The 14,062-nt window shown below is 45.4% G+C and carries 10 protein-coding genes and 1 pseudogene; 6 read left to right on the forward strand and 5 right to left on the reverse strand.

Going from position 1 to position 14,062, the window contains the following annotated elements:
- Positions 1-65 precede the first annotated feature (65 nt).
- From QUA44_RS26500 to QUA44_RS26515, 4 genes are all read left to right on the forward strand, one after another.
- Entirely contained in the window at positions 66-1,049 is a 984-nt protein-coding gene (locus tag QUA44_RS26500) for an alpha-ketoacid dehydrogenase subunit beta (RefSeq protein WP_333255947.1), read from the forward strand.
- A 151-nt stretch (positions 1,050-1,200) separates the two neighbouring features.
- Positions 1,201-2,598, forward strand: a complete 1,398-nt coding sequence (gene secD, locus QUA44_RS26505; protein ID WP_333255949.1) for a protein translocase subunit SecD — start codon at positions 1,201-1,203, stop codon at positions 2,596-2,598.
- Between the two features lie 123 nt (positions 2,599-2,721).
- The gene (gene secF / locus QUA44_RS26510) at positions 2,722-3,690 is read left to right on the forward strand and encodes a protein translocase subunit SecF (RefSeq protein WP_333255951.1); all 969 of its coding nucleotides are present in this window, start codon (positions 2,722-2,724) and stop codon (positions 3,688-3,690) included.
- 130 nt (positions 3,691-3,820) lie between these two features.
- A complete protein-coding gene (locus tag QUA44_RS26515; protein ID WP_333255953.1) occupies positions 3,821-4,201 on the forward strand; it encodes a hypothetical protein in 381 nt (126 codons plus the stop codon).
- An 82-nt stretch (positions 4,202-4,283) separates the two neighbouring features.
- Here the strand turns inward: QUA44_RS26515 and QUA44_RS26520 are convergent, their stop codons facing one another.
- Together QUA44_RS26520 and QUA44_RS26525 are read right to left on the reverse strand one after the other, a co-directional pair.
- Positions 4,284-4,484 (reverse strand): hypothetical protein, encoded by a 201-nt coding sequence (locus QUA44_RS26520; RefSeq protein WP_333255955.1) that lies wholly within the window; start codon positions 4,482-4,484, stop codon positions 4,284-4,286.
- The gene (locus QUA44_RS26525; protein ID WP_333255957.1) at positions 4,477-5,961 is read right to left on the reverse strand and encodes an ATP-binding protein; all 1,485 of its coding nucleotides are present in this window, start codon (positions 5,959-5,961) and stop codon (positions 4,477-4,479) included. The genes QUA44_RS26520 and QUA44_RS26525 overlap by 8 nt, the downstream gene beginning before the upstream one ends.
- A 1,428-nt stretch (positions 5,962-7,389) precedes the next feature.
- On the opposite strand from QUA44_RS26525, the gene QUA44_RS26530 reads away from it, so the two are divergent.
- Positions 7,390-7,788 carry a DUF4342 domain-containing protein gene (locus QUA44_RS26530; RefSeq protein ID WP_333255961.1) on the forward strand — a complete coding sequence of 133 codons (399 nt, stop codon included), beginning with the start codon at positions 7,390-7,392 and terminating at the stop codon, positions 7,786-7,788.
- Positions 7,789-7,966: 178 nt separating this feature from the next.
- On the opposite strand, the pseudogene QUA44_RS30805 reads toward QUA44_RS26530, so the two are convergent.
- A pseudogene (locus QUA44_RS30805) lies at positions 7,967-8,096 on the reverse strand (IS701 family transposase); the annotation flags it as partial.
- Between the two features lie 815 nt (positions 8,097-8,911).
- On the opposite strand from QUA44_RS30805, the gene QUA44_RS26535 reads away from it, so the two are divergent.
- Positions 8,912-9,754 carry a hypothetical protein gene (locus tag QUA44_RS26535; protein ID WP_333255963.1) on the forward strand — a complete coding sequence of 281 codons (843 nt, stop codon included), beginning with the start codon at positions 8,912-8,914 and terminating at the stop codon, positions 9,752-9,754.
- A 307-nt stretch (positions 9,755-10,061) separates the two neighbouring features.
- Here QUA44_RS26535 and QUA44_RS26540 read toward each other — a convergent pair whose 3' ends face one another.
- Together QUA44_RS26540 and QUA44_RS26545 are read right to left on the reverse strand one after the other, a co-directional pair.
- Complete coding sequence (locus QUA44_RS26540) at positions 10,062-11,495, reverse strand: hypothetical protein (protein ID WP_333255964.1); 1,434 nt, start codon at positions 11,493-11,495, stop codon at positions 10,062-10,064.
- Between the two features lie 812 nt (positions 11,496-12,307).
- Positions 12,308-13,837, reverse strand: a complete 1,530-nt coding sequence (locus tag QUA44_RS26545; protein ID WP_333255966.1) for a YifB family Mg chelatase-like AAA ATPase — start codon at positions 13,835-13,837, stop codon at positions 12,308-12,310.
- Positions 13,838-14,062 lie beyond the last annotated feature (225 nt).

Here is a 14,062-nt window from a genome sequence, read left to right on the forward strand (position 1 = left end):
CTCATCCGCACCCCAAAAGGTTAAGATTCTAATCTGACCCTCCTGCAATCATTGCTTCACGTCCTATGGCAGAAACCCTATTGTTCAACGCCCTCCGCGAGGCGTTAGACGAAGAAATGGCCCGCGACTCCTCTGTATTCGTACTCGGCGAAGACGTAGGTCAATACGGCGGTTCCTATAAAGTCACCAAAGACCTCTACAACAAATACGGCGAACTTAGAGTGCTCGACACCCCGATCGCCGAAAATAGCTTTACAGGCATGGCAGTAGGCGCGGCAATGACCGGATTGCGGCCGGTCATCGAAGGCATGAACATGGGCTTTTTGCTGCTGGCCTTCAACCAAATTTCCAACAACGCCGGAATGCTGCGCTACACATCCGGCGGCAACTTCAAAATGCCGATGGTGATTCGCGGCCCCGGCGGCGTGGGCCGGCAACTCGGCGCCGAACACTCCCAGCGGTTAGAAGCATATTTCCAAGCAGTACCGGGTTTGAAAATAGTCGCCTGTTCGACTCCCTACAACGCCAAAGGACTCTTAAAATCAGCCATTCGCGACGATAACCCCGTTCTGTTCTTCGAGCACGTCCTTCTTTACAACCTGAAAGAAAATTTGCCAGAAACAGAATATTTAGTGCCGTTGGACAAAGCAGAAATTGTGCGATCGGGCAAAGATGTCACCATCTTGACATATTCCAGAATGCGGCACCACGTCCTGCAAGCCCTGCCCGCACTGCTAAAAGAAGGTTACGATCCCGAAGTAATCGACCTAATTTCTCTCAAACCCCTCGATATGGAGACAATTGGTGAATCCATTCGCAAAACCCACAAAGTAATTATTGTGGAGGAATGTATGAAAACAGGAGGCATCGGTGCCGAACTAATTGCTTCGATTAGCGATCGATTTTTTGACGAACTCGACGCACCGGTTTTGCGCCTGTCTTCACAAGATATTCCCACACCTTACAACGGCAATTTGGAAAGACTGACAATTGTCCAGCCCAACCAAATTGTCGAGGCAGTCCAAAAAATGGTAGCTTTGCGAGTATAAATAGTGATTAGTCAGTAGTCATTGGTTGACTGTTGACTGTTGACTGTTGACTGATGACTGTTGACTGATGACTGATGACTGATGACTAAAATCTGCCAACTGCCAACTGCCAACTGACAACTGCCAACTGACCAATGACTAATAATTAAATATGCAAAAACAACGTTCCCTATTAGCCCTAATTTTTGTTTTAATCATCGCCGCTATTACTGTAATAGTAACAATTCCGACGCGGCTGGGATTAGACTTGCAAGGAGGGTCGCAACTCACGATTCAGGTAAAAACTACCCCCACAATTCCCAAAATTGAGCCGGGAATGTTAGAAGCAGTGCGGCGGATAGTCGAAAACCGCGTCAACGGTTTGGGTGTTTCCGAAGCATTAGTCCAAACAGTAGGAGAAGACCAAATTCTCGTGCAGTTGCCCGGAGTAAATGACCCGCAGCAAGCAGAACGAGTCTTGGGCGGCACCGCCAAGCTAGAATTTCTGGAACAACTGCCAGGAACAGAAGCACAATTAGGCATTGAGAGGCAGTTGCAGCAGGAATTGCTGCTCAAACAAACAGAATTGAGAGCTACCCCGAATGAGGCGGCTATTAAAGAAAATCAGGCTGCTTTGAAAAGAAGCAATGAGGCGATCGCCAAACTCTTCAAAAGCAGCGGACTCGGTGGCGAAAACCTCAAAGACGCTCAACCTCAACCCTTGGCCTCTGGGAACAACTGGAACGTTGCTCTTGTTTTCGATACCCAAGGAGGCGAACTATTTGCCCAACTCACTAAAAATTTAGCCGGCACCGGACGCAGTATCGGTATTTTCCTAGACGAAAGAATGATCAGTTCCCCAGTCGTCGGCGTTGAATTTGCCCAAACAGGAATTAGTGGTGGGAGTGCCGTAATTCAAGGCAACTTTACAACCCAAGAAGCCAACGATTTGGCAGTGCAATTGCGGGGCGGCGCTTTGCCGGTGCCAGTCGAAATTGTAGAAAACCGCACTGTCGGCGCTAGCTTGGGTAAAGACAGCATTCAAAGCAGTATTAACGCAGGTATCGGCGGCTTAATTTTGGTCTTGATTTTCATGATTGCCTACTATCGACTCCCCGGCGTAATTGCCAATATTGCGCTGTTAATTTATGCTCTGTTAACTTGGGCAGCTTTCGTGCTTTTGGGCGTGACATTAACGCTGCCGGGAATTGCGGGTTTTGTGCTCAGCATCGGCATGGCTGTGGATGCTAACGTGCTGATTTTTGAGCGCACGCGGGAAGAGTTGCGGGCGGGGAAATCGCTTTATCGATCGGTAGAATCGGGTTTTTACCGCGCTTTTTCCAGCATTTTAGACGGAAACGTCACAACAGTTATTGCTTGTGCTGCTTTGTTCTGGTTGGGTGCTGGTTTAGTTAAAGGGTTTGCTGTAACTCTGGCATTGGGCGTATTAGTGAGTATGTTTACTGCGCTCACTTGCAGCCGCACTCTGCTGTTCGTAGTATTGAGCTTTCCAGCATTGCGGAAACCTCAGTTGTTTTGTCCTAATTTGTCGAAAACTGCTAACAGTTAACAGCTAACAGTTGACAGTTGACAGTTGACAGTTGACAGTTGACTGTTAACTTCTTCCTTCCTTCTTACATTCCGTTACATCCGTTACACAATTCGTTGCCGAACTTCCTTCTTCCTTCAAATTATGAAATTCAGTGTAATCAAATATCGATCGCTCTGGTGGAGTATTTCCGCCGCGGTCATCCTTGCAGGTATAGTATCGATGGCGATTTCTTGGACTCGTCCCGACATCCGCGCACCGCTGCGCCCCAGTTTAGACTTTATCGGCGGCACTCGCCTGCAATTTGAACTCGACTGCACGAAACCGGAAAATTGTAAACCCATCGATCTTGCTGCTGTCCGCGAAATCCTGGATGCCCAAGGTTTGGGCGGCAGCAGTATTCAAGTTATCGGCAAAGAACAGCGAGGTTTATCGTTACGAACGAAAACTTTGGATGTCGAACAGCGGACTAATTTACAAACAGCTTTGAGCGAAAAGATAGGTGCTTTTGCTCCTCAATCTACTCAAATTGATACGGTTGGGCCTACCCTCGGTAAACAATTATTTACTTCAGGATTGTTAGCTTTATTTCTTTCCTTTGCTGGCATTACTATTTATCTGACATTCCGATTTCAGTTGGATTATGCCTTTTTTGCTTTTGTGGCTTTGTTTCACGACGTATTGATTACTGTTGGTGTTTTCTCGTTTTTGGGTTTAGTTCAAGGAGTGGAAGTTGACAGTTTATTTGTGGTCGCTCTCTTGACAATTATCGGTTTTTCTGTTAACGATACAGTGGTAATTTACGATCGCGTCCGGGAAGTAATCAAGCTAAATCCGGGACAGTCGATCGATCAAATTGTCGATGATGCTGTCATGCAGACGCTGGGAAGGTCAATTAACACGACGTTTACCACGCTGCTGACGTTGTTTTCAATCTTTTTGTTTGGCGGCGAAACCCTCAAATACTTTGCTTTAGCATTGATTGTCGGCTTTATTGCGGGTGCGTATTCGAGTATTTTCGTTGCCAGTACGCTACTAGCTTGGTGGCGCAGTCGCACCGGCCACTCCATCCCCGTCCCCGCAGAAGGAATCAACCAGTCAGAGGAAGTTTAATTGACTGTTGACGGTTAACTGTTGATGGTTAACTGTTGACTAACCAATAACCAATAACCAATAACCAATAACCAATAACCAATGACAAATGACAAATGACAAATGACAAATGACAAATAACAAATAACAAATGACAAATGACGAAACTTTTCAAATTGAACTCAAAAGACTTCACAAACTAACAGTTTACGGCCGCTGGTTAACTGTGATATTGCTGTGGATTAGCCTCGGTTCTTTGAGCATTTGGGGTTTGCGGCGCGAAATCGCTTTGTGGTTAGAACACTTCACTTGGGCGGCGGTGCGCTACGGTTTATCTTTTCATCGTTGGCCGACTCTCGGTTTGGGTTTGTGCTTGGGGATGACTTTAGCAGTGCTAACTTGGCAAAGTCGCAATATGGTGCGAGGATTACCCCTGCGGGAAAAACAGGGTTTGGAACAACAAGTTCGCCGCATTCGCCAACAGGGGCCGAGTCATCCTTTGTGGAAGTGGGTTTGCAAAGGTTCGCGGTAGCCGAGGGGCTTTATTCTTTAGTCTCAAGCCAGAGGAACGAAAGTTTGACAAAAAGCGGTTTCAACGGCCGAGTCCCTAACTTTTATTGCTTCTGCCTTCTTCCTTCTGCCTTCTTCCTTCTGCCTTCTTCCTTCTTCCTGACATCCGTTACATCCGTTACATCCGTGACATCCGTTAAATAATCAGTTGCCGAACTGCCTTCTGCCTGACATCCGTTACATCCGTTACATCCGTTACATAATCCGTTGCCGAACTTCCTTCTTCTTTCTGTTGTATCACGCAAAGCGAGGCAAAATCTGTGCTGCGGAAGACTGTTGAAGTGGAATCTCGATCGCAAATTCTGCTCCTTTTCCCGGTTCTGAAAAGCACTTCAATTCGCCGCCGTGTTGGTTGACAACAATTTCATAGCTAATTGAGAGTCCCAAACCTGTTCCTTGGCCGACCGGCTTAGTAGTAAAGAAAGGGTCAAACAACCGCTTCCGAACATCTTCTGTCATCCCAGGGCCGTTGTCAAAAATTTTAATTATTACCTTTTTTTTATCAATTAACTCGGTGCGAATCCGAATCGTAGGAATCAGGCGAGTAGAGTTAGAAAGTGATAATTGAGTCTTTGTACAAGACTGCTTTTGTTCGCCTAATTGCGACTTTTTAGAGTTTTTTTTATCTACATTTTCGTATTTATTAGACTCCACCAGAGCGTAAATTGCATTAACTAAAATATTCATAAATACCTGATTGAGCTGTCCGGGATAGCACTGCACCAGCGGCAAGTCGCTGTATTCTTTGTAAATTTCGATCGCCTCCTGCCCCGGTTTCCCTTTAAGCTGGCTTTGCAAAAGCATAATCGTGTTGTTGATACCGTCGTGAATGTTGACCTGCTTCATTTGAGCTTCGTCTAATCTGCAAAAATTCCGCAGCGACAAAACGATGTCGCGCACTCTTTCTGCACCTTGCTGCATGGAATTTAAGACTTTTGGCAAGTCTTCTAGCACATAATCGAGTTCGATTTTTTCTGCTTCCGCTGCAATTTCCGGTATGAATTCGGGACACTGGTGCCTGTAGATGTCGAGCATCCGCATTAAACCTTGCGTGTACTCTTTAGCGTGGTGCAAATTGCTGTAGATAAAGCCGATCGGATTGTTGATTTCGTGAGCTACTCCTGCTACTAACTGCCCCAAAGAAGACATTTTCTCTGTTTGAATTAGTTGAGTTTGAGTGCGCTGAAGTTCCAGCAAGGCAAGTTCGAGCTGTTGGGCTTGATGTCTCAATTGCGCTTGCGACTCGCGCATCGCTACGGTTGATAACTCGTGAATTTGCAACTGAGAAAGCAGCAGTTGGTGTACGTCTAAAAGTTTGTAAGTTTCCGGTTCTACTTGTACTACAATTGGTTCGTGGATTAGTTCGGGCGATCGCTCCAAAGACTGCCGTACTGCGGTCATAATTGAGGTTTCGCGATCGAGAACCAACATATCAGTTTTAGTAAAGCGGTAGAGTATGAACAAAGGCTGTTGAGAAAATAACTCCAAGCTGTAGGGGCGGCTCATGTGTTCAAAATAACGCCGCCGCGAAATCATCCCTATAAACTTTCCTTGCTGAGTGATGATGATGCCGGGAACTAAAGGGTTTGCTTGAAAAATTTTAGCAACTTCGTCCCCCAGACACTCAGATTCTAGGAGAAAGTCGTACAGGGTTAATTCCTGTAGAGTCGATCGCAAACCAAGCGGCGATTTTAGGGGACTCAACCCGTCAGTTTCATACACTGCTCCCTCCTTTTGTAATTGGCAGTTGCGGTTGGCTGCTAGAGTCTTGCCTGCTATTTAGACTGCCTTTTCAACTCTTTTTATAGCTTAGTCATCAACTTTTCTCTGCTCCCTCGAATCCAGTTAATTCAGCAGGATTATTTTTTGCCTTAAATCGTGCTGGTGTCCCCCGAAACGATATTGCAGGTTAGATTGATTTAACAGCAGATACCCCTTTGAAACCTGACTCTGTATTGAATTTTATATATCCAAGATTTCACTAATCCGAATATAACAGTCATAACTATTTTTAATGTTTGATGACATTAATTTGGTTCAGATGGATAGACATCTGCGACCTGTGGCAGTACATTTCGTATTACCCCTTGCGTAAAATTATATTACAATAAGACAAGAATAGCGACAACTCGGCAGCCGATCGCCCGATTTTAAAATTCAGGCAAAACAGGTTTCCGGCAATTGCCAAGAAATCTCAATTGTCAGCTTTTTTACACAAATGCCGATCGCACTCAACCCGAGGATTGTAATGTAGGTAGTCTTCCAGCCAGGGACAGCCGACGGCGAGCAATTTGTCAAGTTCGGCAGCTTATACTTTAGCCGCATCGACACTCCAAAGCTTCACCGACGAAATTTTTCCCGGCAGATGCTAAAGTTGTGCGATCGCAACTAAAACTCACATTCCACACATCCGCTTGATGTTCCTTAAAAATTTGCAGAAAAGTACCGTCGGGCTGCCAACTTGATATTTAAATTCTGTCGCTGGAAAATCCGAGACGGAGAATCAAGAGGAAGCAGAAGAAAATAATTCTATTTTACCCGACTTTTCCCCAACTTCAACTTCAATTTGAGGAAGTTTGTTTAGTTACGATAATATTTAGATCATTATTATTTCTCCTCCCCCTTGATTTTAGGCAATTCTCATTAGAAACTCTAAGATGTTGATTTGAGGAACCTCGGGGGGTCGGGTTTGGTTGGGCGATCGCACTGAGCTAAATTGAAATGACATTTGAGGAAAGTAAGCGACGGTTTCCATGTGCGGTTTTCCGAACTAGAGGTGGTAACTGTATACACGGCGGGACGATCGTACTTTCAGTACAATGTCAGTATTTCAACCTGTACACCTGTTGAGTCTGAGTCTCTGAGAGTGTGAAAGTCGCTCTCATCCTTTCGTTGTCTGAATTGGAGGTTTTTCAAGGGTGGGGCGGTGCGAGAACCAGAAGCAGACAGTTAACTAAACGGCACAAGGAGACAGGGACAGATGGGATAAGCCCAGAAGCGAGAGAGTGAGAGAATTTTCATCATACCTTCAGAAAATCACGACAGCAGCAGCAATATCACCCAAAAGAATGATTGATTCAAAAAAAGTGGCGTGTTATCTTTCTAAATAATTATATACAAAAATACTTTTACCTAAAAGGAGAACAAAAAATGGACACACCTACAGATCGCGCACAAGAACCAGTCGGGACAAGAGAACTCGAATCAATACCTGTATCTGAAAAAGTTTCTGCCCAAAAAGTTACTGAGGTCAACTTTGAAACGACTCCTTTAGAAACCCCTGCTTATACTCAGCAAAAAGTTAGCGTCGAGGAGGTGAAAATTAACGGCGACGATTTGGTTGCTAAAGTAAAAGAACTGATTCACGAAGGAAATATCCGCCGCATCATTATCAAAAATGAAGAGGGACGGATTTTGGTAGAAGTTCCTCTGACAGTGGGAGTAGTCGGTGGAGTCATCGGTGCGGCATTGTTTCCAGTCATTGCAGCAGTAGGAGCGATAGGTGCATTAGTAGCTCACATGACCATTATCATTGAAAGAACAGAATAACAGAAACTCAGTTGTTAGTAATGTTCCTGTCCGGTTAATATCCCGTAATCAAGCTTGTTGGTAGTGAGTACGACCATCCTCTCTTGATGGATGAGAAAAAACTTTCCTTGATTACTAAAAACTTAATTGTGGTTATTTAACCGGACTTAAACAAATTTCAAGCACAAACTTTCTTTATAAATAGATGGCTAGTAACTGTTACTACTCCCATCTCTTTTCCCCCCATTTCTCTGATGTATTGCCTTCCCACTCCTGCCGTAAAGTTGCCACTTTTAAGAGTGCCATGAATCATCTATAGCCATCCTAAATCATTTGTGAATTTATTACCAGAAAAAATTGGTTTAAAGCCTCTCCCTTAAAGCAATAGTCCGGACAGTTTTCAATCACTAACGGCAGAATGCGGGTTTCAGCCTTCTCAGTGAGGTCAAATGCTAACGGTAGAATGAGGGTTTCAGCCTCGGCCTCAAAAACTGTCCGGAGTATTGTTAAAGGCGAGAAATTAAAAGAAGACGATTCATTACTTCAATTTTCTTCTTTCTAGGTAGAGGTCGCACTCATCTGTCATCTGTCAACTGTCAACTGTCAACTGTCAACTGAATCCCTCCCCTTGATAAGGCGAGGGTTGGGGTGGGCTCAAAAATTTACGACTCATTAAAGATTGCTATATAGCAATCCTCGCATCATTTGTGAATTTCTTACTCCCTCAGAGCGGGTTCGGAGAGGGTTGGGGTGGGCTCAAAAATTTACGACTCATTAAAGATTGCTATATGCTTGCACAGCAAGCATTATAAATAACTTATTTAGCCGATATTCTTTGTTGAAGTCCGGCTAATTCTATTCCTTTGGGGACTGGGGCAATCACTCTGGGGGTAGAGCCTGGTTAATACCTTAACCAGTTAGATTGGATACAAATGAAGGAAAAACCAAAAGTTCTCGAAACTCCCTAAGCAGAAAGCTGTTAAGCATTTAAACTGGGCATTAGCCAAACACCCAACGCTTACACTTGAATCTTGACAGTAAATCGAAATAAGTGATTTAAATGCTCAACAGCTTAGCTCAAGTTTTCAAACCAGAGCATCTCCTACAGACAAATATTTTTTGAAGAGTTGTGGCGAAGATAATTATGAATCCTAACGAAGAAAATAGCTCTAGCCGTGAAATTCATCAAGAAGTTCACACCGATGCAACTAACGGTCACGTCAGTACAACGCGAACCACTACAAATGTTCCGAGTACAACGGCGAAGGCTTCTAAAGAAGCAGCTCATCACCAAGGTTATGTACAGGGTGAAATTGCCGAAAACCACCGCCAAGTTGGAGTCCAAGAAGTCCGTGATAATCAGAATGCTGGTCGCGGGTTACTGTTAGGGATTCTTCTTGCTTCTTTGACAGGCTTAGTTCTGGGCAGTGTATATTACTTCAATCGGGCAGAGGAGGCTCCTACTCCTACTGCTGCTCCTGTGATTGTTGTACCGAAAGCGAATCAGCCTTCAGCAGCACCAGCTCCGACGAGGACTATAGAGAGAGAAAAAACGATCATTCAAAAGATTGTTCCGGTTCCGGTTCAACCAAGTCCAGCTCAAAACGCAACTCCGGCTCCTCAACCAAGTCCAGCTCAACAGGCAAATCCGGCTCCTCAAGCAAGTCCGGCTCCCAATATCAATATTACAATTCCAAATTCACAGCAGCAAGATGCACCCGCTCAGGAAGCAGCGCCGTCTCCATCTTCGTCGTCAAATAATACTAATACTACGATTCCGACTCCGCAGAATGAGCCAGCTTCCACTCCGCCAACTATAGCACCTGAGAGTTCCGCTACTCCATCTTCAACTCAAGATGAGGGCGCTCCTGGAGCAGGTACGAGCGGCGAAACTAATAGGGAAAGCCAGAGCGATTCTAATCCTACGGATACGGCTGTACCTGATAGCAACTCCGGCGCAGAGGGTGCGGCTGGTTCACCGCAATAGAAGTTGGATGTCGAATTAGTCTAGTCCGCCAGGGGTTCAAACCCCTGACTCATAGCTGAAGTCCTTTAAAGAGGACTTTTTTTTATGGTTTAAACTGAGATCTTGCACCATTGTCAATAAGCCTGCTATGGGCGGGATCTCCTGCCCAACCCCTACTCGCCACAAGAAAACTCATTCTTTGTGGAAGAGGCCCGAAAGCCTGTTAAGCGAGAATGGTGCAACATCTCAGACTAACCGGACATTGTGGCTGAACTCAAGAAACCTGGTTTCTGCGATGGAAAACGTTTTAAGATTGTGCCAACCTATCCTAAGAAACAGTTTGGTGAACTAATTTAACTTTCCCTAAAGCCTTCTTCCTGCTGTCAAAGAGTTTCATCACGCCGGAGGAGATGGTCTCGATGACATCGGGAGCGCAGTAAGAGAGAAACTCTTCCGAGGAAATATGACCGGCAAAAAACTCTTGAGCTTTCTTCAAAAAGTTTTCGGTTTCAGAAAAGCCGATAGATTTGATAATAAACGTAGCTACGGGAGAGTTTTTAATATCATAGGGAGATTCTTGATTTCGTCCTATTGCTAACAAATTTAAAACCTCTTTTTCCAACTGAGTTTCTAATGGGTAGGCGATCTGTTTGTTGGGCAAGTAATCCTCCAAAACCGAGGTTTTAAATCCTGGTGCGCGCAATTCTCCCATCATCGTTGAAAGCGGAATATCGCGTCCCAAACGGTAGGAAAGAGCTTCTAAAATGGCGATGGTAATTAGCTTGACCCCCAGATAAAGTTTAGCAACTTCGATATTTTTGCGAGTTCGGGCAATCAGGTTAGCGTAGGTTTCATCGTCCGGCTCTTGCATAAACTGCTGAAAAACCAGTTCTGGTTTGAGGAAGTTTAAAAATCCTTCCATTTTTTGCAGAGATCTGCGATATCCGGCAACAGTATAGGAATTAACATTGCTCAATTCGTGGTTGGTTTCTGGCATCAAATTCCAGGTATTGTCTAAGAAATTAGAGGGATTTCGAGAGGCAAAATTCTCGACATCTCTATTTGCTAACCTGACAGCACGCTTGACAATTTCTACAATTTCTGCATGGCTCCATGCCAAGTTAAAATCGCGGTTCGCACTTACCAAACGCTCGTGCAAAAGTTCGATCGCGCTCAAACCGCTGGGCGAAACGGGACGAAAAGGGATAGTAGCTTCGATGCAAGCTGTTATCTCAGCGATCGTACTAGCTGGCAAAAAAGGCTCCAAAGATTTGGCAGCAATAACGGCACTCAAAAATTCGTTTTGGCCGCCAAACGGAGAGAGAGTCTTGCCGGAAATAAACCCAAATACTGAGGCCACTAGCTGATACATGGCATCGTCGGGCAGTTCGGTTTCATCTCTAATAACTAGCTGATACATGGCATCGTCGGGCAGTTCGGTTTCATCTCTAATAACTAACTGAGATCGCACCTCTTTGACAAAAGGGCAAAGGGCGCTGCTAATATTGAAACTCACGCCGTGATCGACTTGCACGTACACGAGGTCGTGAAACAGGGCAGCCAGCACCTCGATCGGATCGACTGACCCCCCGACCTCAAAAATGTGTTCCGACGTGTGAAAGTAGCGCCAAGGCCCTCTCATCGTTTGAATGATTAGCTCAGCTATCTGCTCCAGCTTGGGAATGTCTACTCGACCTCCCAATTGCTCGATCGAGCTTACCAAGCAATCTAAGCACCGTTTTTGTTCTGCCAAAAGCTCCATTTACACACCTCCAGTGCATTCCCTGATTGTCTTGCGCTTGATTGCATGGTATCAAAACGCGCTGCGATCGTGCCATGATTTGTTACTCAAAAATTTTAAATTTTAGGGTGAAACAGCGAGATGGGGCCAGGGAAAGAGGAAGAGAGGGGAAGAGAGAGGGAGAGCGAGGGAGAGGGAGAGCGAGAAATTAAATATTAAAAATTCGGCCGTTGTGGAGATTCGGGTAACTTGGGCGATCGGTATCATAAATTACAGTAAAAATGACAAAAAGTGGGTAAAAACTTGATGAATTTTTGATGAAATTATGAGGAATTTTTGACAAAAGCTGTGGGTGGGTGGCATTGACACCAGCTTCAAACTGCGGTGGTATAAATACTGCGTGTGGCCTCAGAATAAGATTCGTAGACGTGCTGATAAACCTCTTGATATTTGCACTGATACACTTCAGTTGATTAGCTTTCGGGCAGTTGGTCTAAAGCTTCCGCGATCGCCACTTTAACTGCTGCCTTGGTTTGCTGTCGCTTCCCCCAATCTAACACTAACAGAACTTACGCAACTGTCACAAGTGATACCCTGGCACCATGCAGCACAAAATCAGACAATAAACAGGGGAACATCGGGGCATTTCAGTGGCTGAATTAAATAATTGGACAACATGAATCGAGCTTAAATACCCCCTTAATCCCTTAGTCCCTCTCTGCTGGGACTTCGTATGTTTAGAAGCGATTTAAATCGCCGAATCAACTGTTAGAGCCCCAAATTCTTTAAGAAGTCGGGGATCGGGGTATTGTGTCTTTTGAGCCGTTGCTGACTTACTGCATCCGATCGATCGTCCGATACTGCACCGCCTCCCCCACATGATTTGTTTTCAAGCTTTCATCCCCCGACAAATCAGCAATAGTTCTAGCAACCTTCAAAATTCGATCGCTAGCCCGCGCCGAAAGCCCCAACTTCCGAATCGCCATCTCCAATAAATTCCGAGAAGCATCATCCAACTGACACCATCTGTTAATGTGACTGCTTTGCATTTCCGCATTGCACCTCAAGCTAGTTTCCGACTTAAAACGGTTAGTTGCGAGATCCCGTGCCCGCTGAACCCTCACCCGCACCGGTTCCGACTCCTCCCCCGTCGGCTGTCGCGTAATCTCCTCCGGTTTCAAACGATTCACCGCCACTTGCAAATCAATCCGATCCATCAAAGGCCCCGAAAGTTTTGCCCAATATTGCTCCCTCTTTTGCGGCGAACAAGTACACTGTTGGATTGAATCGCCGTAATAACCGCAAGCGCAAGGATTCGTACTTGCAACTAAAGTGAATTGAGCCGGAAACATCACCGATTGTCTAGTCCGAGAAATCGTCACATAACCATCTTCCAGCGGTTGTCGCAAAAACTCCAAAACATCTCTTTTAAACTCCGTTAATTCATCCAAAAAAAGAATGCCACGATGTGCTAAAGAAATTTCACCCGGACGCGGAAAACTGCCGCCACCTACCAAAGACGGCCCCGATGCTGAATGGTGAGGACTGCGAAAAGGTCGATCGCCCACCAAGCTTCCCTTATCCTTCAACAACCCAGCCACCGAATGAATTTGAGTCACATCCAAAGCTTCTTCAAAAGTCAGCGGCGGCAAAATACCCGGCAAACGCCTCGCTAACATAGTTTTACCGCTTCCAGGCGGCCCCACAAAAATTAAATTGTGTCCCCCCGCCGCCGCAATTTCCAAAGCCCGCCGCGCGTGAATTTGCCCCTTTACATCCTTTAAATCTAAACCCGGAAACCGCGTTTTTGCTAACTGTTCTCGACCGTTTACTTCTACAGGCGAATACACATTAGGATTGTTTAAAAAATCAGTAACTGCAAAAATATTCTCAAAACCATAAACAGATATTCCGTGCACCAAAGCCGCTTCCTGCGCGTTACCAGCCGGTACAACCAAGCCCGAAATACCCATTTTTTGAGCAGCAGCGGCGATCGGCAAAACCCCAGCCACAGCCCGCAAACTCCCATCTAAAGAGAGTTCCCCTAAAAACAAATGATCTCCCAAAAGTTCAGCGCTGACTTGTTCCGATGCTGCTAAAATGCCAATGGCGATCGGCAAATCAAAACTCGGCCCCTCCTTTCGCAAATCCGCCGGAGTCAAATTAATCACAATACTCCGCATCGGAAAAGCATAGCCCGAATTTTTCAGCGTAGCCCTAACCCTTTCCTTAGCTTCTTGCACCGCAGAATCTGGCAATCCCACAACCACAATTTTCGGTAGCCCCCCCGACACATCAGCCTCAACACCCACCTTTACCGCGTCAATTCCAACGATCGATGCACTCCAAACCCTAGCAAGCATTTTTCTTAATCCTTAATTTGCCTGTCCTTGATTCATCATCTATTATGATTAACAATGACTAATGAATATCGGAAGAGGCAAGAAAAACTTTTCCTTGCCTCTTCTTTTTCTCCTCTTCCCTCTCTCCTGCTGGGTCTTCCCTCTTCCCGACATCCGTTACATCCGTTACATCCGTTACATCCGTTACATCCGTTACATCCGTTACATCCGTTACATCCGTTACAT

It is taken from the genome of Microcoleus sp. N9_A2 (assembly GCF_036701775.1).
Lineage (GTDB): Bacteria > Cyanobacteriota > Cyanobacteriia > Cyanobacteriales > Microcoleaceae > Microcoleus.

Coding starts and splice junctions, on each gene's coding strand:
- QUA44_RS26545 (WP_333255966.1), bottom strand. CDS start 13,837: ATGCTTGCTAGGGTTTGGAGTGCATCGATCGTTGGAATTGACGCGGTA.
- QUA44_RS26515 (WP_333255953.1), top strand. CDS start 3,821: ATGACAAATGACGAAACTTTTCAAATTGAACTCAAAAGACTTCACAAA.
- QUA44_RS26530 (WP_333255961.1), top strand. CDS start 7,390: ATGGACACACCTACAGATCGCGCACAAGAACCAGTCGGGACAAGAGAA.
- QUA44_RS26540 (WP_333255964.1), bottom strand. CDS start 11,495: ATGGAGCTTTTGGCAGAACAAAAACGGTGCTTAGATTGCTTGGTAAGC.
- QUA44_RS26535 (WP_333255963.1), top strand. CDS start 8,912: ATGAATCCTAACGAAGAAAATAGCTCTAGCCGTGAAATTCATCAAGAA.
- secF (WP_333255951.1), top strand. CDS start 2,722: ATGAAATTCAGTGTAATCAAATATCGATCGCTCTGGTGGAGTATTTCC.
- secD (WP_333255949.1), top strand. CDS start 1,201: ATGCAAAAACAACGTTCCCTATTAGCCCTAATTTTTGTTTTAATCATC.
- QUA44_RS26500 (WP_333255947.1), top strand. CDS start 66: ATGGCAGAAACCCTATTGTTCAACGCCCTCCGCGAGGCGTTAGACGAA.